Raw genomic sequence first — 20,046 nt, 5'->3', positions numbered from 1 at the left:
GTGAACGACAGCCTGCCCGACCGCCCCGCCGACGCCCCGCCCCCCGTCCGCCCCCACGACACCTCTCCCGCCGACGCCCCGGCCCCCGCCTGCCCGCACAGCGCCGACGCGTCCTCCGACGCCGCGAAGGGGAGCGCCCCCGCCCCCGAACTCTTCACCTGGGAGTTCGCCACCGACCCCTACCCCGCCTACGCCTGGCTCCGCGAGCACAGTCCCGTGCACCGCACCGCGCTGCCCAGCGGGGTCGAGGCGTGGCTCGTGACCCGGTACGGGGACGCCAAGCAGGCGCTTGCCGACGCGCGGCTCTCCAAGAACCCGGCGAACCACTCCGGGTCGGCCGCCGCCAAGGGGAAGACGGGCATCCCGGGGGAGCGCAAGGCGGAGCTGATGACGCATCTGCTCAACATCGACCCGCCGGACCACACCCGGCTGCGCCGGCTCGTGTCCAAGGCGTTCACCCCGCGCCGGGTCGCGGAGTTCGCGCCCCGCGTGCAGGAGCTGACGGACCAGCTCATCGACCGCTTCATCGAGGAGGGGAAGGCGGACCTGATCCACGACTTCGCCTTTCCGCTCCCCATCTACGCCATCTGCGACCTGCTCGGCGTCCCGCGCGAGGACCAGGACGACTTCCGGGACTGGGCGGGCATGATGATCCGCCACGGCGGCGGGCCGCGCGGCGGGGTGGCCCGGTCGGTGAAGAAGATGCGCGGCTATCTCGCCGAACTCATCCACCGTAAAAGGGAGAACCCGGGCGACGACCTGATCTCCGGGCTGATCCGGGCCAGTGACCACGGCGAGCACCTCACGGAGAACGAGGCCGCGGCGATGGCGTTCATCCTCCTCTTCGCCGGCTTCGAGACGACCGTGAACCTGATCGGCAACGGCACGTACGCCCTGCTGCGCCACCCGGAGCAGCGCGCCCTGCTGGAGGCTTCCCTGGAGGCGGGGGAGAGCGCGCTGCTGGCCACCGGAATCGAGGAACTGCTCCGGTTCGACGGCCCGGTGGAGCTCGCGACCTGGCGGTACGCCACCGAGGCGCTGACGCTCGGCGGGCAGGAGATCGCGGCCGGGGACCCGGTGCTGGTGGTGCTGGCGGCGGCCGACCGGGACCCGGAACGGTTCGCGGAACCGGATGTCCTCGACCTTGCTCGGGGTGACAATCAGCATCTCGGTTACGGTCACGGCATCCACTACTGCTTGGGAGCGCCGCTCGCGCGTCTGGAGGGCCAGGCCGCGGTGGCGACGTTGCTGAGACGTCTTCCCGGGCTGCGACTTGCAGGGGAAGCCGCTGATTTGCGCTGGCGCGGCGGGCTCATCATGCGGGGATTGCGCACGTTGCCGGTGGAGTTCGAGCCGGGGCGTCGCCTGGGTGAAAGTGACACGCTGTCACCTCTGTGACTTTCACGTGATCTGCGCTGCATCGACTTGTGACATGCGTTCGAGTCCCGCTAGGTTCACGGTTCGACGCGTCGGCCGCTGTTCACCGGTGGCCCGTCCGTCACTTGCGCAACAGCTTTACGCACGGCATGTGCCGCTTGTCGGTTACTGCACGTCAGTACCTGAACAGCTGCTCATCAGTTCCTGCTTGTCAGTCGCACGGAAGGCAAACCCATGGGCTCCGCGAACGGCAGACACCGCCGCCCTCGTCAGGCACCCGCCATCGTCGTCGCCGCAGGCGTGACCGGTTCGGCCATCGCCATCCCCCTTCTCGGCGCATCCGGCGCGCACGCCGCCGACGCCACCACCTGGGACCGGGTCGCGGAGTGCGAGAGCGGCGGCATGTGGAGTGCCGACCTCGGTAACGGCTACTACGGCGGGCTCCAGTTCTCGCAGGAGACCTGGTCGGCGTACGGCGGCACCGCCTTCGCGGACCGGGCCGACCTCGCCAGCCGCTCGCAGCAGATAGCCGTCGCCGAGAAGGTCCTGGGCGACCAGGGGCCGCAGGCGTGGCCGGGCTGCGCGGTGATCTCGGGCCTCGCGGTGGACGGCAGTCTGCCCGGCGTCGACCCCGGTACCGGGCCCTCCGCCGACCCGGGCCAGGACGCGACGACCGCCCCGGCGGACGAAGCGGACGAAGCGGACGAAGCGGACGAAGCGGACGAAGCGGATGAAAAGGGTGAATCCGAGGGTTCCGGCGAGGCTCAGGGCGAGACGGGCAAGGGTGGCAAGACCGGCAAGTCGGGCAAGGTCGGTGAAGCGGGCAAGACCGGCGCGGGGGAGGAGGAAGGTGAGGGCGGCGGCGCCGACCCCTCCGCGAAGCCCTCCCCTTCGCCCGCCACCGGCAAGACCGGCGGGGCCGGGAAGACCGGCTCCTTCGAGTCCCCCGACGCCTCGCAGCCCTCCACCTCCGCCCCTGACGCCTCGAAGGGCGACCGCAGCGGCGGCAAGCACCGGGGTGCCCCGGCTCCCGAGGAGGCCGGTGCGGCGGGTCGTGAGGACGGCCCCCGGGAGTCCGGCCGGCGCGCCTCGCGGGGTGAGGGTGACGCGCGGGACGGCGGCGCGGTCACCGCGGGCGGCTACACCGTGCAGCCCGGGGACAACCTCTGGGCGATTGCTGACGCACAGGAACTTCCCCAGGGCTGGTCCGGTCTGTACGAGGCCAACAAGGACCTCCTGGGCTCCGACCCGGACCTGATCCTGCCCGGCCAGAGCCTGGATCTGGGGCTGGAGCAGGGCGCTTCGGAAGGTGCCGGGGAGCGCGTCGAGGAGCCTGCGGCCAACTGATCCAATTCGGGAAAACACCCCGAAATCGCGGGTAGTTCAGGGACCTATGTCCACTTATGCGTAAGTGAGACATGGGTCTCTTTGCTTCAACTGGCGTGTCGCGTCCGCCCGCTCGGCGTTGATCCGCTCCGACCTGCGGAAACGGTCCGTCAGGGTGAGCAAGTAAGCGCCAATTAGACTAGTATGTCCATCTTTGAATATGGGGGTTGCCTGTGTTTACGGTCGGAACCGCTCGCACCGCGGGCCCCGACGACCGTCACGCCGAATCCTGCCGGCGGCCGAAGGGAACAGACGCGTAAAGCGCCGTAGGCAGGAGCGGGGGACCCAGGTAGGCCGCCGGGTCCGGACGGGCCTCGTCGAAGTCGGAAGACTTCGGACGGGACGTACGGGACCGGCTCGGGGTGAAGTCGTGCGCAAGGTCGCACGGCCGGGCAACTCATCAGCCCGAACCCGACAGCTCACCTCGTAGGCGTCGGTGAGGAGATCGTTCCATGCTGCTTAACAGCAAGGGCAAGCACCGCCGCCCGTCCAAGGCCGTCCGTCTCGCCACCCTGGCGGGCGTCACCGGTGCCGCCGTCGCGGTGCCGCTGATGGGCGCGACCAGCGCTTCCGCCGCCTCCGTCGAGACCTGGGACGCCGTCGCCCAGTGCGAGTCCGGCGGCAACTGGTCCATCAACACCGGCAACGGCTACTACGGCGGGCTGCAGTTCTCCCAGTCCAGCTGGGCCGCCGCCGGTGGTACGCAGTACGCCTCGCGCGCCGACCTGGCCTCCAAGGACCAGCAGATCGCCACCGCCGAGAAGCTCCTCGACCTTCAGGGTCCGGGCGCCTGGGCCTGCGCCGGCGCCGGCGGCCTCACCAACGACGGTGTGGACCCGGGCGTGAACACCGGCTCCGGCCAGTCGCAGAGCAAGCCCGAGCAGGCGCAGCCCGAGCGCAAGGCCGAGCAGCCCACCACGCGCAGCGAGCAGCGCAGCGCCCCGGCGGCCCCGAAGGCCGAGAGCTCCAAGAAGACCGTCACCACCCCGACCGGCGAGAAGGTCCAGAAGGGCGACGGCGAGTACAAGGTCGAGTCCGGCGACACCCTGAGCAAGATCGCTCAGAAGGAAGGCGTCAAGGGCGGCTGGAGCAAGCTGTTCGAGCTCAACGACGACATCGTCAAGGACGCGGACCTGATCTTCCCGGGTCAGCAGCTCCACCTGAAGTAACAGCCGGCTCTCCTCCCCGGAGGGAGGGGGTCCGGCGGCACCCTCCCTCGCACGGCTCCCCGGCCCGGCGCGCTCTCCCCCCGATGCGCGCCGGGCCGGGGTATCTCCCGTGGCCGGGGTATCCCCCGGGGGCGGGGCGTCTCCCGTGGCCGGGGTATCTCCCGGGCCGACACGTCTCCCGTGGGGGATTCGTTCACCTCTTGTCGTCAGGGCTTGTTACCACCCAGTAGATTTCTGGAGTTTTGCCCCGTGATGCAGGCCCTTGGGTCCTTTTTCGTCCCAGGAGACGGGCGGTCGGCCGACTGAGGAGGCCGGGCCGGTTAGGCTCGTGTCGCAAGGCCACCGTGACCGCAGTGACCCTGCACAACCAGTGTCATATCCCAGAAGGAGATGCCTCGTGCCGTCCATCGACGTCGTCGTAGCCAGGGAAATCCTCGACTCCCGGGGCAACCCCACGGTCGAGGTCGAGGTCGGCCTCGACGACGGCAGCACGGGCCGTGCTGCCGTTCCGTCCGGCGCCTCCACCGGTGCGTTCGAGGCTGTTGAGCTTCGCGACGGTGACCCCAACCGCTACCAGGGCAAGGGCGTCGAGAAGGCCGTCCTGGCCGTCATCGAGCAGATCGGCCCGGAGCTCGTCGGGTACGACGCCACCGAGCAGCGCCTCATCGACCAGGCGATGTTCGACCTGGACGCCACCGAGAACAAGGCATCGCTCGGCGCGAACGCCATCCTCGGCGTCTCGCTCGCCGTCGCGCACGCCGCCTCCGAGGCGTCCGACCTGCCGCTCTTCCGCTACCTCGGCGGCCCGAACGCGCACCTGCTGCCCGTTCCGATGATGAACATCCTGAACGGCGGCTCGCACGCCGACTCCAACGTGGACATCCAGGAGTTCATGATCGCGCCGATCGGCGCGGAGTCCTTCTCCGAGGCCCTGCGCTGGGGTGCGGAGATCTACCACACGCTCAAGAAGGTCCTCAAGACCAAGGGCCTGTCCACCGGACTCGGCGACGAGGGCGGCTTCGCCCCGAACCTGGACTCCAACCGCGCCGCCCTGGACCTCATCGTCGAGGCCATCAAGGAAGCCGGTTACGTCCCGGGCCGTGATGTCGCGCTCGCGCTCGACGTCGCCGCGTCCGAGTTCTACAAGGACGGCGTCTACGAGTTCGAGGGCAAGTCCCGCTCGGCCGCCGAGATGACCGAGTACTACGAGGAGCTCGTCTCCGCGTACCCGCTGGTCTCCATCGAGGACCCGCTGTACGAGGACGACTGGGCCGGCTGGAAGGTCATCACCGACCGCATCGGCGCCAAGGTCCAGATCGTCGGCGACGACCTCTTCGTCACCAACCCGGAGCGTCTGGCCCGCGGCATCGAGGAGGGCTCCGCCAACGCCCTGCTGGTGAAGGTGAACCAGATCGGTTCGCTGACCGAGACCCTGGACGCCGTCGAGCTGGCCCAGCGCAACGGCTTCAAGTGCATGATGTCGCACCGCTCCGGCGAGACCGAGGACGTCACCATCGCCGACCTCGCGGTCGCGGTGAACTGCGGCCAGATCAAGACCGGCGCCCCGGCCCGCTCGGACCGCGTCGCCAAGTACAACCAGCTGCTGCGCATCGAGGAGATCCTCGACGACGCCGCGGTGTACGCGGGCCGCTCGGCCTTCCCGCGCTTCAAGGGCTGACCCGGCCGCTTCCGGGCCTGATCCCGGAGGCCCGCCCCCGGCCCGGGGGCATAGCCTCCGTCCGTCCCCGCACTCGGTCCCGTACCGTGTGCGGGGACGGATGTGCGTAATGGGGAGGCGGGAGACATGGCCGGGAAGGACCGCGACCGGTTCTCCACCGCGACCAGGCTGCGACTGCTCGGCGAGCAGACCGCCGCCCGCGTGTACCGCTCCCAGAACCGCCGCCAGGCCCGCCGCTCCCGGCTCACCGGCCGGGCCGCCTTCCTGGCGCTGGTGGTCTGCTCACTGGTGCTGGCGCTCGCCTACCCGATGCGGCAGTACGTCTCCCAGCGCGACGAGATCGCCGAGCAGGAGCGGCTCTCGCAGCAGGCGGAGCGGCGCACCGAGGAGCTGCGGGACGAAAAGGCGCGGCTCCAGGACGACGCGTACATCATGCGCCTGGCCCGCCAGCACCTCCATTACGTGCTCCCCGGGGAGACCGGTTACACCGTGGCCGACCCGGACGCGGCGAAGGACCGTCGCGGGGAGCCGGGCGCGAGCGACCGCCCCTGGCACGCGAACCTCTGGGACGGTGTGGACAGCGCCGACCGCGACGCCGGCGACCGGGACTGACGCCGGTCACCGCACCCTGGTACGCGCCCCGTACGTCCCCACCTTCGTACGCCCTCGAATCCTTCGAGTCCTCCGAGCTTCCGAACCCTCTCGAACAGAACCAGGCAGGCATGGAAACGCCCCCTCCGCAGACCGAGTCCACCAAGCCCACCGACGCGGACATCGCCGCGTTCGAGCAGCAGCTCGGCCGTCCGCCGCGCGGCCTGCGGGCCATCGCGCACCGCTGTCCGTGCGGCAACCCGGACGTGGTGGAGACCCAGCCGCGTCTGGAGGACGGCACGCCGTTCCCGACGACGTACTACCTGACCTGCCCCCGGGCGGCCTCGGCGATCGGCACGCTGGAGGCGAACGGGGTCATGAAGGAGATGACGGCCCGTCTGGAGACCGACCCGGAGCTGGCCGCCGCCTACCGGGCCGCGCACGAGGACTACATCGCCCGGCGTGACGCCATCGAGGTCCTGGAGGGCTTCCCGAGCGCGGGCGGCATGCCGGACCGGGTGAAGTGCCTGCACGTCCTGGTCGGCCACTCGCTGGCCGCCGGTCCCGGGGTGAACCCGCTGGGCGACGAGGCCATCGCGATGCTGCCCGAGTGGTGGGCCAAGGGCCCGTGCGTCACGCCGTGCGTGGCCCCGAGCGAGGACGACGGGTGGACGGTGGCCGAGAGCGACGGGGGCTACTTCGGCTTCCGCCCGGTCGACGGTCCCGCGGAAGGGCAGGGCTCATGATCCGGGTGGCCGCCGTCGACTGCGGTACGAACTCGATCCGGCTCCTCGTCGCCGACGTGGACCCCGCCACCGGCTCCTTCACCGAGCTGGACCGGCGGATGACGATCGTCCGCCTCGGCCAGGGCGTCGACCGGACCGGCCGGCTGGCCCCCGAGGCGCTGGAGCGGACGTTCGCGGCCTGCCGCGAGTACGCCGCCGCGATCGGGGAGCTGGGCGCGGAACGCGTCCGCTTCGTGGCCACCTCCGCCTCCCGGGACGCCGAGAACAGCGCGGAGTTCGTGTCCGGCGTCCGGGACATCCTGGGCGTCGAGCCCGAGGTGATCACGGGCGACCAGGAGGCGCAGCTCTCCTTCGGCGGGGCCACCAAGGAGCTGACCGGCGGCGACCACCTGGCGAAGCCGTATCTGGTCGTCGACATCGGCGGCGGCTCCACCGAGTTCGTCCTCGGCTCGGACGAGGTGGCCGCGGCGCGCTCCGTGGACATCGGCTGCGTACGGTTGACGGAGCGTCATCTCGTCGTGGACGGGTCCGTCGTTGACCCGGCCACCCCCGACCGGGTCGCCGCGATCCGCGCGGACGTCGACGCGGCCCTGGACCTCGCCGCCGAGTCCGTCCCGCTCACCGAGGCGGCCACGCTGGTGGGCCTGGCGGGCACGGTCACCACGCTCGCCGGGATCGCGCTGGAGCTGGCGGAGTACGACTCCGGGGCCATCCACCACTCCCGGGTCTCCCGGGGTCAGGTCCGCGCGATCACCGAGCACCTGCTCCGGTCGACCCATGCGGAACGCGCCGCGATCCCCGTGATGCACCCCGGCCGGGTCGACGTGATCGCGGCGGGCGCTCTGGTCCTGCTGGCCGTGATGGAGCGGACGGGCGCGCATGAGGTCGTCGTCAGCGAGCACGACATCCTGGACGGGATCGCCTGGAGCGCGGCAGAGGACCCTCGGTAGCGCTTGGGACGACATCTTCGACGGCATCGCCTGGAGCGCCGCGCAACAGTTCGCCGGGGGGCGCACGACATGACCGACACACCGCGCGGAGTCGTCGAGCGGATGGAACACCGCCAAGTGGTGGTCTATCTCGCCGCGATGGCCCTCGGCGCTCTTCTGGGGCTTGTCGCGCCCGCCGCCGGGCCGGGTCTCGAACACCTCATCAACCCCGTCCTGGGCGCGCTGCTGTTCGTGACCTTCCTTCAGGTGCCGGCGGCCGAGCTGCTGCGTTCGTTGCGCGACGGGCGCTTCCTGGCCGCCGCGCTGGTGGTGAACTTCCTGGTGGTGCCGCTCGTCGTCGCCGCGATGTTCACGTTCCTGCCGGCCGACCGGGCGGTGCGCCTGGGCGTGCTGCTCGTGCTGCTCTGCCCGTGCGTCGATTACGTGATCGTCTTCAGCGGTCTGGCGGGGGGCTCGGCCCGCCGGCTGCTCGCCGCGACCCCGCTCCTGCTGGTCGTGCAGATGGCGCTGCTTCCGGTGTTCCTGTACGGGTTCCTCGGCTCCGGGCTCGCCGACATCGTGGAGGCCGGGCCGTTCCTGGAGGCGTTCGCCTTCCTGATCGTCGTCCCGCTCGCGCTGGCCTGGGCGCTTCAGGCGTGGGCGGGGCGGCGGGAGGGCGGGCGGAAGGCGTCGGACGCGGCGACCGCGACGATGGTGCCGCTGATGGCCGCGACCCTGCTGGTGGTGGTCGCCTCCCAGGTGCCGAAGGTGGGCGGGAACCTCGACGACGTCGCCGCGGTCGTCCCCTTCTACGCGGCGTTCCTGGTGGTGATGGCCTTCGCCGGGAAGGCCGTGGCCCGGCTCCTGCGGCTCGATGCGGCCGGTGGGCGGGCGGTGGTCTTCAGCGGGGCGACCCGTAATTCCCTGGTGGTGCTTCCGCTCGCGCTGTCCCTCCCCGACCCGTACGCGATCGCCGCCGTCGTCGTGGTCGCGCAGACGCTGGTCGAGGTCGTCGGCATGGTGCTCTACGTCCGGGCCGTGCCCCGCCTGCTGCCCGCTCAGCCGCAGCGCCACCTGCACCTTTGAGCCTCCTCGCGGCCCTGGTGGGCCGGTCGGGGGACCCTTCCCGGGACACGCCGCCACGAAGTTCGTGAACTTCTTCACAAGGAATTCGGTCCTGTTGGGCGCAGTTCGGGACCGCAAGGGCCGTCCGGGCCATACGCGGGGCTCGGCGGAGGGCGTACGGGCGCGTTCCGGGCGCGTTGCGTACGTATGAAGGGGAGCGCCGCTCCGCCCCTCCCGGAGGGCCAAGGGCCAGCTCACAGGCGGTCAGGAACGTTTCCCGGCGCGTTGCGGTTCCCTTGCCGGGTCATGACCTGGGTCACGTGGGCGGCGAAGTGTAGCAGAGGGTGGGTCAATCCTTGTGAAGGGGCTCACGAGCACCCCCCTGGGGGGAGGTGGATACTCGATGGCATGAGCACCACGGAGCGTCCCAGGATCCTCGTTGTAGGCGGTGGGTACGTTGGCCTGTACGCAGCTCGTCGCATTCTGAAGAAGATGCGGTACGGGGAGGCGACCGTCACGGTCGTCGACCCGCGGTCGTACATGACGTACCAGCCCTTCCTCCCCGAAGCTGCCGCAGGCAGCATCTCGCCTCGGCATGTCGTCGTCCCGCTGCGACGCGTGCTGCCCAAGGCTGAGGTTCTCACCGGTCGTGTCACGACGATCGACCAGGACCGCAAGGTCGCCACGATCGCGCCGCTCGTCGGCGAGGCGTACGAGCTGCCCTTCGACTACCTGGTCATCGCGATGGGCGCGGTCTCCCGTACCTTCCCGATCCCCGGCCTCGCCGAGCAGGGCATCGGCATGAAGGGCATCGAGGAGGCCATCGGCCTGCGCAACCACGTCCTGGAGCAGCTCGACAAGGCTGACTCCACGACCGACGAGGACGTCCGCCGCAAGGCGCTGACGTTCGTCTTCGTGGGCGGCGGCTTCGCCGGCGCGGAGACCATCGGCGAGGTCGAGGACATGGCCCGCGACGCCACGAAGTACTACACCAACGTGAAGCGCGAGGACATGCGCTTCATCCTGGTCGACGCCGCCGACAAGATCCTTCCCGAGGTCGGCCCGAAGCTGGGCGCGTACGGCAAGGAGCACCTGGAGAGCCGCGGGGTGGAGATCTACCTCTCCACCTCCATGGACTCCTGCGTCGACGGTCACGTGGTGCTCAAGAACGGCCTGGAGGTCGACTCCAGCACCATCGTGTGGACCGCCGGTGTGAAGCCGAACCCGGCGCTCGCCCGCTTCGGTCTGCCGCTCGGCCCCCGCGGCCACGTCGACACCTCCGAGAAGCTCCAGGTGCAGGGCACCGACTACATCTGGGCCGCGGGCGACAACGCCCAGGTGCCGGACATGATCGGCCGCCGCGCCGGCAACCCGAACGCCTGGTGCCCGCCCAACGCCCAGCACGCGCTGCGTCAGGCGAAGGTCCTCGGCGACAACGTGATCTCCGGCATGCGGGGCTTCCCGCAGAAGGAGTACAGCCACGCCAACAAGGGTGCGGTCGCCGGTCTGGGCCTGCACAAGGGCGTCGCGATGATCGTCATGGGCAAGGTCAAGATCAAGCTCAAGGGCCGTCTCGCCTGGTACATGCACCGTGGCTACCACGGCATGGCGATGCCGACCTGGAACCGTAAGATCCGGATCTTCGCCGACTGGACGCTGGCGATGTTCCTCAAGCGCGAGGTCGTCTCGCTCGGCGCCATGGAGACGCCGCGCGAGGAGTTCTACGAGGCCGCCAAGCCGGCCCCGGCTCCGGCCGCCGCGAAGTTGGAGGGCGCCAAGTCCGAGGGCGAGAAGGCCAAGGCATCCTGACGCCTCCTTGACCCCGCTCCGCGAGGAGCGCTCCGTACGACGCCCGAAGGGGCCGTCCGCCATCCGTGGTGCGGACGGCCCCTTCGGCGTACCCGCTGCCGGACGGTGCCGGGACCGGTGCCGGGGGGCCGGCGCCGGTCCGGGGCCGGTTCCCGCCGGGGCGGCGGCCGCGCGCACGCGTTTTGCCGTTTTGTTGCCCGGTAGCGGGATGACGGACTGGGTGGGAAGAGTTGACGCAGGTGTACCCCGTCGCGGGGCCGAGGGGCGCGGCGGCGGGGCCCTGAGCCTGTGGGCAGGCCCTGTGCTCGTCGTACGCGTGCTCGCACTCGCACCCGTATGCGTGCTTGTACTCGTTCTGTTTGTTGTGCATGTCGTGCTTGTCGGGAAACACCACGGAGGTGTGCGCCATGGCAGACGCCGCATCGCGGCTGACCGCTCTCGCCGAAGAGTTGCTCGCGGAACCCCTACCGGTCCGCATCCGGGCCTGGGACGGCAGCGAATCGGGTCCGCCCGGCGCGCCCGTCCTCGTGATCCGCCACCGCAGAGCCCTGCGCAGACTCCTGTGGAAGCCCGGCGAACTGGGCCTCGCCCGCGCCTGGGTCGCGGGGGAGATCGATGTCGACGGTGATCTGTACGAAGTGCTCGACCGGATCGCCGGGCTCCTGTGGGACCGGGGCGCGGAGGCCAAGGACGCCGTCCACCCGGTCCGCGACCCCGCCGTACGCGCCTTCGCCCGCGGGCTCCTCCACCTGGCGGGCCCCTGGCCGCCGCCCGCCCCGCCCGCCGAGGAGGTCCGCCGCCGCACCGGCCCGCTGCACACCAGACGGCGGGACAAGGAGGTCATCAGCCACCACTACGACGTCGGCAACGACTTCTACGCCCTGGTCCTCGGCCCGTCCATGGTCTACTCCTGCGCCTACTGGCAGGACGGCGCGACCCTGGAGGACGCCCAGCGCGACAAGCTCGACCTGGTCTGCCGCAAGCTCGCCCTGAAGGAGGGCGACCGCCTCCTGGACGTCGGCTGCGGCTGGGGCTCCATGGCCATCCACGCCGCCCGGGAGTACGGGGCGCAGGTCACCGGCATCACCCTCTCCCAGGAACAGGCCGCCCACGCCAGGAAACGCATCGCGGAGGAGGGCCTGACCGACCGGATCGAGATCCGCGTCCAGGACTACCGCGACGTCCTTCCCCAGGCTCCCGGCTCCGCTCGAACAGGGGATGTCCCACCCGGACCGTACGACGCGATCTCCTCGATCGGGATGGCCGAACACGTCGGCTCGGTCCGCTACCGCGAGTACGCCGACGACCTCTTCGCCCTCCTGAAGCCCGGCGGACGGCTGCTGAACCATCAGATCGCCCGTCGCCCCGAGAAGGACGAGGACGCCTACCGCATCGACGCGTTCATCGACTCCTACGTCTTCCCGGACGGCGAACTCGCGCCGCTGGGCCGCACCTTGTCCACCCTGGAGGAGGCCGGGTTCGAGGCCCGCGACGTCGAGGCCATCCGCGAGCACTACGCGCTGACCCTGCGCCGCTGGGTGGCCAACCTGGAGCGCCACTGGGAGCAGGCGGTACGGGCCACGTCCCCGGGCCGGGCCAGGGTCTGGCGGCTGTACATGGCCGCCTCCGCGCTCTCCTTCGAACGCAACCGGATCGGCGTCAACCAGATCCTCGCGGTACGCCCGCTGGAGGGCGGCGGCTCCCGGCTGCCGCTGCGCACACGGGCCTGGACGGAGCGGGCGGGCGGCTGACCCGTACGCGTACGCCTTCGGTACGGATGCCTCCGGTACGGATGCCTCCGGTACGGGCGAGGGGCCGGTGCTCCGCTCTCCAGCGGTGCACCGGCCCCTCGTCGTCCCCTCGTCCCTCGTCCCGCTCCCTTCGGCTACTCCGTCTTGATCGCCGTCAGCATGTTGAGCTTCGCGGCGCTGCGGGCGGGCCACAGCGAGGCGAGGACGCCCACCAGGCCGGCCAGGGCGAGGAAGAGCGCGAGCCGGTCCCACGGGATGACCAGGGCGTAGCCGGGGATGTCGGCGGACAGGGTCTGGCCGATCGCCCAGCCGAGGAAGACGCCGAGGCCGACCCCGATCACCGCGCCGAAGACCGAGATGACGACGGCCTCCAGGCGGATCATGCGCTTGACGCGAGCTCGGTCGAGGCCGATCGCCCGCAGCATGCCGATCTCCTGCTGGCGCTCGAACACCGACATCGCGAGGGTGTTGACGACCCCGAGGACGGCGATCAGCAGGGCCATGGCGAGCAGCCCGTACATGATGTTCAGCGCGGTGTTGATGACGCCGCCGAACATGTCGCGGATGTCCTGCCGGTCCATGACGCTCATGGCCGGGTTGTCGCCGAGCGCGTCCACGATGGCCCGCTCGTTGGCCGAGCTCGCGCCGCCGTCCGACTTGATCCAGATCTCGCGGATCTCGGGGCGGGAGGAGGCGCTGTGCTTGTCCGCCAGCTCCTTGGGGATCACGAAGGGCGACAGGAACTCGTTCTCCTTGTAGAGCGCCCCGATCGTCAGCTCGCCCTTCTTCTCGTCGTCGAACTTCACCGGCAGGGTGTCGCCGGTCTTCCAGCCGTTCGACTTCGCGGTCTTGGAGCCGACCGCGACCTGGCCTTCCTTCAGCGAGGCCAGCGAACCGGAGACGGTGTCCAGGGAGAAGACCTTCTCCACGTCGCCCGGGGTGACGCCGGAGGCCGAGAAGTGCTCCCCGTCGACCTCGAACCAGGCCGCCTGCTGGGGGGAGAGCGCCGAGACGCCGTCCGCCTTCGCCAGGGCGGTGAGCGCCGACTCGTCGAGCGAGTCGCCACTGGCCATCGTGACCATGTAGTCGGCCTTGATGTGGTCCGTGGTCATCTTGTCGATGGCCTGGCCGAGGGTGACGCCGAGCACCGAGATGCCGGTGACCAGGGTCAGCCCGATGGCCAGGGCGGAGGCGGTGGCTCCGGTGCGGCGGGGGTTGCGGACCGCGTTCTGCGAGGCCAGCTTCCCGGAGACGCCGAACAGCTTCGACAGCGCCGGCCGCACCAGGGCGATGACCGGGCGGGAGAGCAGCGGGATCAGGATGATGATGCCGATCAGGGCGAAGAAGGCGCCGCCCGCGACCAGGTACCTGCCGTTCGCCCCGCCGGTCGCCGCGCCGCCGACGATGCCCACCGCACCCAGCAGGGCGATGGCGCCGCCGAGGGAGTTCCGTACGACGAGGGACTTGACGGAGGCGGTGGCGTGCACGCTGCTCATCGCCGCGACCGGGGCGATCTTCGCGGCCCGGCGGGAGGGCAGCCAGGCGGCCAGCACGGTGATCAGGATGCCCACGGCGAAGGCGGAGGCGACCGCGGTGGGCGAGACGACCAGCGGACCGGCCGGGATCTTGCCGCCCAGGAGGCCCATCCCGGAGCGCAGGGCGATGGCGAGGCCGAGGCCGACGGCGAAGCCGATGACGGAGGCGAGCGTTCCGACGACGCCGGCCTCGATCAGCACGGAGCGCTTGACCTGGCGGCGGGACGCGCCGATGGCCCGCATCAGGGCCAGCTCACGGGTGCGCTGGGCGACCAGCATCGTGAAGGTGTTGGCGATGAGGAAGATGCCGACGAACAGGGCGATGCCCGCGAAGACCAGCAGGACGGTGTTGAGGCCGGTGAGACCGCTCTCGATCTGCTTCGCCTGCTCGTCCGCGAGCGCCTTGCCGGTCTGCGCGGTGGCGTCCTGCGGCAGCAGCGGAGTGATCGCGTCCAGCAGCTTCTGGTCGGAGACGCCGGGGGCGGCGGCCACGGTGGCGTTCTGGAAGACGCCGGGCTTCAGGTAGAGCTTCTGGGCGGACGCGGTGTCGAACAGCACGAGGCTGCCGCCCGCGTTGACCGCGCCGTCCTCGGTGGTGAAGACACCGGTGAGGGTGTACTCCTTCACCGGGCCGTTGGTGGCGACCCGCACGGGGTCGCCGACGCGGTACTTGCCCTTGGACGCGGTGTCCTCGTCGAGCGCGACCGAGCCGCCCTTCACGGGGCCGCCGCCCTCGGTGAAGTCGTACGCGGAGTCCTTGCCGTCCTTGCCGGGGGCGAAGTTGGCGCCGGTGTTGGACCAGCCGTTGCCGATGAGCTTGCCGTCCGGGTCCGCGACCCCGGCGAAACCGGAGACCCGGCCGGTGGCGGAGGCCACGCCGTCCAGGCCGCGGATCTTCTCCAGGACGGCGTCGTCGATGCCGGGGGTCTTGTCGTCGCGCCCGCCGGCGTACGTCTCCACGGCGACGGCGACGTCGTCGTAGCTCTTGGCGGACTGGTTGCGGAAGGCGTTGCCGAGGGTGTCGGTGAAGACGAGGGTGCCGGAGACGAACGCTACGCCGAGCATGACGGCGAGCACGGTCATCAGCAGCCTGGCCTTGTGCGCGAGCACATTGCGCAGGGCGGTACGGAACATGTCTGTGTGTCCTGGGATGAGTTCCGGAAGGGGGGCGGGGACGCGGGGGTGCGGCGGCCGGGTGCGGCGGGCCGCCGGCGTCAGGGGTGCGGCGGCCGGGGCGCGGAGGCGGGCACGGCGGTCGTACGCGTCAGCTGCGCGACGGGGGCCGTGCGCGTCAGCTGTGCGGCGGCCGTACGGGGCGTCTGCGTACGCGGCGTCTGTGCGGCGTCCGTTCGGGGCGGCCGGTCACGCGCCTCAGCTGGTGCGGCCCTTCGCGTCGAACGCCTTCATCCGGTCGAGGACCCCATCGGCGGTCGGGTGCATCATCTGGTCGACGACCGCGCCGTCCGCGAGGAAGATGACCCGGTCCGCGTAGGAGGCGGCGACCGGGTCGTGGGTCACCATCACCACGGTCTGGCCCAGCTCGCGCACCGAGTTGCGCAGGAAGCCGAGGACCTCGGCGCCGGAGCGGGAGTCCAGGTTCCCGGTCGGCTCGTCACCGAAGATGATCTCGGGCTGCGAGGCCAGGGCGCGGGCCACGGCGACGCGCTGCTGCTGCCCGCCGGAGAGCTCGGTCGGCCGGTGCTTCAGCCGCTCCGAGAGGCCGACCATGTCGATGACCTTCTGGAGCCACGCTGCGTCGGGCTTACGGCCCGCGATGTCCATCGGCAGGGTGATGTTCTCCAGGGCGGTGAGCGTCGGCAACAGGTTGAACGCCTGGAAGATGAAGCCGATCTTGTCCCGGCGCAACTGCGTGAGCTGCTTGTCCTTCAGGGTGGAGAGCTCGGTGTCGCCGATGCGCACCGAACCGCTGCTGAAGCTGTCGAGTCCGGCGACGCAGTGCATCAGCGTCGACTTGCCGGAACCCGAGGGGCCCATGATCGCGGTGAACTCGCCCTGCGGGAAGTCCACGGTCACCCGGTCCAGGGCGACGACCTGCGTCTCACCCTCGCCGTAGACCTTCGACAGCTCCGTGGCGCGGGCAGCCACCGCGGTGGCGCGGTGAACGGTGGGGGTGGTGGTCACAGGGACGCTCCTGGTTCGGGTGATGCGGATGCATACGGGGGTGACGCGGCCCGCGCCGAAGCCGGTGCCGCTGGCGTCGGCGCTGCTGACGTCAGCACCTCGGGGACTACTCCATCGTCACGTCCCGATCGCCCCGGGTCGTCACTCCCGATGCCCGTTCCGGTGGCCCCCTTGAGTCGCACCACAGGGGTGGAGGCGTCCTCCTCGGGTATGACACCGACCCTGACGGGGCATCTCCAGGGTGGACCGGTCGCACACGGTGACGACCGCTCGACCAAGGCGCCGGCCCCGTGCCCGGGCGGAATGAGGGCCTCACCGCGCACCCGGCCCCCCGAGGGTGGCGCACCCCCTGGCGAGGCGTGGCGCACACCTGGCGCATTGGGCCGTACGGGTGCGGCGACTTTCCGTCAATCACGTCCCGCGTCCTACCTGGCGGTATCCGGTGCGGGCGCGTGGTGAGGCCGTCCTGATGTGCTGACGGTCCCTCAAGCGGTCAATAAAATAGGACAACATCGCGCCACTGTTCCGCTGATCGGGGGACGCCCTTGGATAGGGTCAGTTGCCAACGCGGAGCCGCGCGGCACGCCCGGATGGTGGAACGTAGACACGGCGAGCTTAAACCTCGCTGCCCCTCGGGGGCGTGCCGGTTCGAGTCCGGCTCCGGGCACTCGTACGAGTACAGCCAGTGACCAGCGGAAACACAGCGCTACCCCGGGTAGCGTTTTCGTCCGTGGCGCACGACCGGCGCACCATGGTCACGGTTCGTGCATGACCGCCGTCGATTCAGTGGAGAACGGGGCCGGGAGCGGCCGGCGTGGTGGAGGGCCGGAGCGGTGACCCGTCACGGGTGCCGTCCGGCTGGGGCTGCTGTTCCTCGGACCTACGCGAAAGCGGTCTACGCCGGGCGCTGGGCTCGTAGGCTCACGGTCATGACTGAATGCGTGCAGGTATCGACGGCGACGGAGACGCGTGATCAGGCGGTCGCTCTGGCGGCCGGTGCCGTCGAGCAGCGCCTCGCGGCCGGGGCCCAGGTGGTGGGCCCCGTCGTCAGCGTCTTCTGGCACCTGGGCGAGCAGGGCACGGGTGAGGAGTGGCAGTTGCTCCTCAAGACGACGAAGGACCGGTACCCGGAGCTGGAGAACTACCTGCTCGCTAAGCACCCTTGGGACAACCCTGAGGTGTGCGCCGTGCCCATCATCCTGGGCGCTGACCGGTGCATTGAGTGGGTGCGAAAGTCAATGGATCCGTCCTAGACGGCGGCGCGGTCCAGGAGTTCACGGACGGCTCCGATGCCGGCGTGCGGGCGTAGGTGAGTGATCAGCGGTGTGAGCCGTTGTGCGGGGCGCTGCGATGCGACCCCGTAGGCGAGAGTGGCTGCGCGGCTGACGTGCCGTGCGGCCTCCTCTACCTCCCCGGCGGTCAGGTATGCCTGTGCGAGCCAGGACAGGTAGAGGGACTTGTCCCTCGCGTTGTCGTCGGAGTACCGGCCGAGTGCCCGTGTGAGGACGGGCACGGCGCGCAGGGGGCGGTTGAGTTCCGTCCAGCATCGGCCCGTCATGATCTCCAGTTCGGTGTAGTCGACCCAGGCTGACCAGTCTGGTTGCGGCTCATCTTCCTCGGCGGTGGCGAGGGCGTCGCGGGCGTCGTCGAGTGCGCGCTCGGTGCTGGCAACTTGGCCATCGATGGCGCAGGCCCATGCCAGACGCTCGTATAGCAGCGCGCGGACGGTGGACGGTGTGTTGGGGGTGATCGTGGCGCAGGAGGCTTGCGCGACGGAGACGGCGGCCCTCCGGTCGTCGGAAAGTTCCTGATATGCGAGGAAGGCCAGGGCGTTGCCGTAGAGGTCGTCGTCGTGGGCATCGCGGGCGTGCGTCCGGCTCTCCTCGTACAGGCTCCTGGCCTCCCGGGCCCGGCCACTGTCAAAGGCTGCCCACCCGGCTTGCTGGGCTTGCTCGGCCAGAAGGCCGGTGAGCTTCTGGCGGGAGTCGCCGGTGAAGACGGCGTCGCGCAGCAGCGACTTCGTGTGCTGGACCTCTGCGAGGTACACCCGGTGGGTGTCGCCTCCTCCGAGGACGATGTCGAGGCGGCGGAGGCGGGCGGCGCGGGCGCGGAGTTGCTCCACGTAGGCCAGGGTGATGCGGTGGGGTGGCACCGGCTGGTGGAGGGAGGGCAGAGCTGCGGCGAGGCCGGTGGCGGTGGCGGCCTGGAGAATCGTTCGGCGTCGCATGTGCGGGTATCCCGTCTCTTCTGTGTGTCCAGGAGAGTCCGTTTCCCACGGGCGGTCGGCCAGGCCGAGCACGTGACCAGGGACGCGTAAGGCATCGGCGATCTGGACGATCTTCTCGAACGTCGTGATCTGGCCGATGCCCCTTGCGAGCTCTCCGACGCGGTTCGGCTTGATGTCGCACTCCGTGGCGAACCTGGAGTACGAGATGCCGGCACGTTCGCGCGCGAGGCGGAAGACGGTCCCGAAGTCGTGGGCTACCAGCGCGCGGTGTACGTCCTCCTGGTCGATGACGTCGCGCGGCAGAGCTGTCGGCGGCTGGTAGGTCATGCGGCTCTCCTGCCTGCTCCTCCCCACTGTGCGGGAGGGAGTTCCACGGGGTGTACCCATGATGGGTATACCCACCGTGGGCAGGCGCGGTATTCGGCAGAAATGCACTCTCGGACGGCAAGGCCCCGGGAGCGGTGACCGCCGCTTGCCCCGGGGCGACGACTGACTAGGAGTCGCCGTGCTTGAGCGTACCCACGGCTCCGTACCGGAGTTGCTGCGATGCATGATCTGACTGGCGAGACCGTCGCACTCGGGCGCGAGCAGCGGCTCGCGGGTGGGCACTGGCTACTGGGGGCGGCCACGACCCTCCAGGAGGCGCGGGCCAGCTGGGACGAATCCGGCTCGGCCTGGCTGAGGCCCGGTGCCCTGTTCGGTGCGGTCGTGATCCGCGCCAGCGTGGTTCATGCTGCGCTCGACGCGGAGAGCCCGATCGAGAGCGCGCCCCTGGTTGACGTCGACGGACCCGTCTTCTACAGCGAAGAGGGGTTCGGGCGGGAGGGTGCCTACACGGCGCTCGTCCCGGCGTCCGTGGCCCTGGTGTGGGCGGTGAGGGGTTCGATCCGACATCACCGTCGGGCCTTGCTGGAGGTGCCCGCACCGGAGGCCGTGCGGCCGGAGCGTGCCGGCCGTCCGTGGTGGGTGGTCCCGCTGGACGGCCCCTGGCTGCTGTGTGACCCGGACCTGCTCGCCGCTCTGGTGATGCGGGGGACGGGTACCACCGGGGGCGCCAAGGGTGGTCCCGGTGCTTGAAACGCTGATTCCGGTGGCCGCGCCCGTGGTGTTTTCTCCCACGGCCGTTCGCCGACGCTCATTCAGACGGATCGGAGCGCTCGTGATGGTCGAGACCGGAGCGGGGCCGATGCCCGCGTACACCGAGACGCTGCCGAGGGTCGCCGCCTCCGTGCACAGTGCGCGGCGCCTTGTGCGCCTCGCCCTGGATGTGTGGGGGCTGGAGGACGTGCAGGACGATGCCGAGCTGGTCGTGAGCGAGCTGCTGACGAACGCCGTGCTGCATGCCCGGCGGAACTCTGTCCGAGTGACCGCGATACGACTCGGGGAGGGCCGGGTCAGGGTCGCTGTGGTGGACCTGTCGCGCGACAGGCCAACAGCGTGCTCGGCTGCTGACGATCAGGAGTCCGGGCGGGGCCTGGACATCGTGGCGACGCTGAGCGGCGGCCGGTGGGGCGTCCAGCCGTTGCCGTGGGGAAAGTGCGTGTGGGCCGAGCTGGGCCAGCCCGATGAGTGAGCGCACCGCGCAGGTCCTGTACTGCGTGGCCCTGACCTCACTCCTCACCGCCATCTGTCTCGGCATCT

General features: G+C 70.5%; 16 protein-coding genes, 1 tRNA gene and 1 riboswitch. Of the genes, 14 read left to right on the top strand and 3 right to left on the bottom strand.

Annotated elements, in window-relative coordinates; all coding sequences use genetic code 11:
- From ACLJPL_RS21845 to ACLJPL_RS21800, 10 genes are all read left to right on the top strand, one after another.
- Nucleotides 1-1,398: a cytochrome P450 family protein gene (locus tag ACLJPL_RS21845; protein ID WP_411082562.1), complete on the top strand. Its 1,398-nt coding sequence runs from the start codon at nucleotides 1-3 to the stop codon at nucleotides 1,396-1,398.
- A gap of 213 nt (nucleotides 1,399-1,611) precedes the next feature.
- A complete protein-coding gene (locus ACLJPL_RS21840; RefSeq protein ID WP_411082561.1) occupies nucleotides 1,612-2,724 on the top strand; it encodes a transglycosylase family protein in 1,113 nt (370 codons plus the stop codon).
- 291 nt (nucleotides 2,725-3,015) lie between these two features.
- Nucleotides 3,016-3,211, top strand: a riboswitch (cyclic di-AMP (ydaO/yuaA leader).
- 4 nt (nucleotides 3,212-3,215) lie between these two features.
- The gene (locus tag ACLJPL_RS21835; protein ID WP_411082560.1) at nucleotides 3,216-3,932 is read left to right on the top strand and encodes a transglycosylase family protein; all 717 of its coding nucleotides are present in this window, start codon (nucleotides 3,216-3,218) and stop codon (nucleotides 3,930-3,932) included.
- A gap of 397 nt (nucleotides 3,933-4,329) precedes the next feature.
- Nucleotides 4,330-5,610, top strand: a complete 1,281-nt coding sequence (gene eno / locus ACLJPL_RS21830; RefSeq protein ID WP_401155410.1) for a phosphopyruvate hydratase — start codon at nucleotides 4,330-4,332, stop codon at nucleotides 5,608-5,610.
- Between the two features lie 126 nt (nucleotides 5,611-5,736).
- The gene (locus ACLJPL_RS21825; RefSeq protein WP_411082559.1) at nucleotides 5,737-6,222 is read left to right on the top strand and encodes an FtsB family cell division protein; all 486 of its coding nucleotides are present in this window, start codon (nucleotides 5,737-5,739) and stop codon (nucleotides 6,220-6,222) included.
- A gap of 110 nt (nucleotides 6,223-6,332) precedes the next feature.
- Nucleotides 6,333-6,947 (top strand): DUF501 domain-containing protein, encoded by a 615-nt coding sequence (locus ACLJPL_RS21820; RefSeq protein ID WP_411082558.1) that lies wholly within the window; start codon nucleotides 6,333-6,335, stop codon nucleotides 6,945-6,947.
- The gene (locus tag ACLJPL_RS21815; protein WP_411082557.1) at nucleotides 6,944-7,897 is read left to right on the top strand and encodes an exopolyphosphatase; all 954 of its coding nucleotides are present in this window, start codon (nucleotides 6,944-6,946) and stop codon (nucleotides 7,895-7,897) included. Before ACLJPL_RS21820 ends, ACLJPL_RS21815 begins: the two co-directional genes overlap by 4 nt.
- Nucleotides 7,898-7,966: 69 nt before the next feature.
- Nucleotides 7,967-8,962 carry an arsenic resistance protein gene (locus ACLJPL_RS21810; protein WP_411082556.1) on the top strand — a complete coding sequence of 332 codons (996 nt, stop codon included), beginning with the start codon at nucleotides 7,967-7,969 and terminating at the stop codon, nucleotides 8,960-8,962.
- A gap of 387 nt (nucleotides 8,963-9,349) precedes the next feature.
- Nucleotides 9,350-10,750, top strand: coding sequence for an NAD(P)/FAD-dependent oxidoreductase (locus ACLJPL_RS21805; RefSeq protein WP_411082555.1), 1,401 nt, complete (start codon nucleotides 9,350-9,352; stop codon nucleotides 10,748-10,750).
- A gap of 407 nt (nucleotides 10,751-11,157) precedes the next feature.
- Entirely contained in the window at nucleotides 11,158-12,501 is a 1,344-nt protein-coding gene (locus ACLJPL_RS21800) for a class I SAM-dependent methyltransferase (RefSeq protein ID WP_411082554.1), read from the top strand.
- Nucleotides 12,502-12,635: 134 nt separating this feature from the next.
- On the opposite strand, the gene ACLJPL_RS21795 is transcribed toward ACLJPL_RS21800, so the two are convergent.
- Both ACLJPL_RS21795 and ACLJPL_RS21790 read right to left on the bottom strand, forming a co-directional pair.
- Complete coding sequence (locus ACLJPL_RS21795; protein WP_411082553.1) at nucleotides 12,636-15,170, bottom strand: ABC transporter permease; 2,535 nt, start codon at nucleotides 15,168-15,170, stop codon at nucleotides 12,636-12,638.
- 237 nt (nucleotides 15,171-15,407) lie between these two features.
- Nucleotides 15,408-16,178, bottom strand: coding sequence for an ABC transporter ATP-binding protein (locus ACLJPL_RS21790; RefSeq protein WP_352239942.1), 771 nt, complete (start codon nucleotides 16,176-16,178; stop codon nucleotides 15,408-15,410).
- A 584-nt stretch (nucleotides 16,179-16,762) separates the two neighbouring features.
- Here ACLJPL_RS21790 and ACLJPL_RS21785 point away from each other — a divergent pair.
- Nucleotides 16,763-16,845, top strand: a tRNA-Leu gene (locus ACLJPL_RS21785).
- Between the two features lie 262 nt (nucleotides 16,846-17,107).
- On the top strand, nucleotides 17,108-17,431 hold the full coding sequence (cutA, locus tag ACLJPL_RS21780; protein ID WP_411082552.1) for a divalent-cation tolerance protein CutA: 324 nt from the start codon (nucleotides 17,108-17,110) through the stop codon (nucleotides 17,429-17,431).
- On the opposite strand, the gene ACLJPL_RS21775 is transcribed toward cutA, so the two are convergent.
- Nucleotides 17,428-18,732 (bottom strand): helix-turn-helix domain-containing protein, encoded by a 1,305-nt coding sequence (locus ACLJPL_RS21775; protein WP_411082551.1) that lies wholly within the window; start codon nucleotides 18,730-18,732, stop codon nucleotides 17,428-17,430. The genes cutA and ACLJPL_RS21775 overlap by 4 nt on opposite strands.
- 219 nt (nucleotides 18,733-18,951) lie before the next feature.
- Here ACLJPL_RS21775 and ACLJPL_RS21770 point away from each other — a divergent pair, with 219 nt between their 5' ends.
- Nucleotides 18,952-19,482 carry a hypothetical protein gene (locus tag ACLJPL_RS21770; RefSeq protein ID WP_411082550.1) on the top strand — a complete coding sequence of 177 codons (531 nt, stop codon included), beginning with the start codon at nucleotides 18,952-18,954 and terminating at the stop codon, nucleotides 19,480-19,482.
- Nucleotides 19,475-19,978 carry an ATP-binding protein gene (locus ACLJPL_RS21765; RefSeq protein ID WP_411082549.1) on the top strand — a complete coding sequence of 168 codons (504 nt, stop codon included), beginning with the start codon at nucleotides 19,475-19,477 and terminating at the stop codon, nucleotides 19,976-19,978. The genes ACLJPL_RS21770 and ACLJPL_RS21765 overlap by 8 nt, the downstream gene beginning before the upstream one ends.
- The last annotated feature ends 68 nt before the right edge of the window (nucleotides 19,979-20,046 follow it).

Origin of the sequence: Streptomyces sp. cmx-18-6, from assembly GCF_046548915.1 — a bacterium.
Classification (GTDB): domain Bacteria; phylum Actinomycetota; class Actinomycetes; order Streptomycetales; family Streptomycetaceae; genus Streptomyces.
The sequence above is the reverse complement of the archived record's forward strand: the minus strand, read 5'-3'. Positions and strand labels throughout refer to the sequence as shown.

What these genes read in the sequence shown, in the direction of transcription:
- ACLJPL_RS21840 (WP_411082561.1), top strand. Translation starts at nt 1,612, where the DNA reads ATGGGCTCCGCGAACGGCAGACACCGCCGCCCTCGTCAGGCACCCGCC.
- ACLJPL_RS21835 (WP_411082560.1), top strand. Translation starts at nt 3,216, where the DNA reads ATGCTGCTTAACAGCAAGGGCAAGCACCGCCGCCCGTCCAAGGCCGTC.
- ACLJPL_RS21825 (WP_411082559.1), top strand. Translation starts at nt 5,737, where the DNA reads ATGGCCGGGAAGGACCGCGACCGGTTCTCCACCGCGACCAGGCTGCGA.
- ACLJPL_RS21820 (WP_411082558.1), top strand. Translation starts at nt 6,333, where the DNA reads ATGGAAACGCCCCCTCCGCAGACCGAGTCCACCAAGCCCACCGACGCG.
- ACLJPL_RS21815 (WP_411082557.1), top strand. Translation starts at nt 6,944, where the DNA reads ATGATCCGGGTGGCCGCCGTCGACTGCGGTACGAACTCGATCCGGCTC.
- ACLJPL_RS21810 (WP_411082556.1), top strand. Translation starts at nt 7,967, where the DNA reads ATGACCGACACACCGCGCGGAGTCGTCGAGCGGATGGAACACCGCCAA.
- ACLJPL_RS21805 (WP_411082555.1), top strand. Translation starts at nt 9,350, where the DNA reads ATGAGCACCACGGAGCGTCCCAGGATCCTCGTTGTAGGCGGTGGGTAC.
- ACLJPL_RS21800 (WP_411082554.1), top strand. Translation starts at nt 11,158, where the DNA reads ATGGCAGACGCCGCATCGCGGCTGACCGCTCTCGCCGAAGAGTTGCTC.
- ACLJPL_RS21795 (WP_411082553.1), bottom strand. Translation starts at nt 15,170, where the DNA reads ATGTTCCGTACCGCCCTGCGCAATGTGCTCGCGCACAAGGCCAGGCTG.
- cutA (WP_411082552.1), top strand. Translation starts at nt 17,108, where the DNA reads ATGACTGAATGCGTGCAGGTATCGACGGCGACGGAGACGCGTGATCAG.
- ACLJPL_RS21775 (WP_411082551.1), bottom strand. Translation starts at nt 18,732, where the DNA reads ATGACCTACCAGCCGCCGACAGCTCTGCCGCGCGACGTCATCGACCAG.
- ACLJPL_RS21770 (WP_411082550.1), top strand. Translation starts at nt 18,952, where the DNA reads ATGCATGATCTGACTGGCGAGACCGTCGCACTCGGGCGCGAGCAGCGG.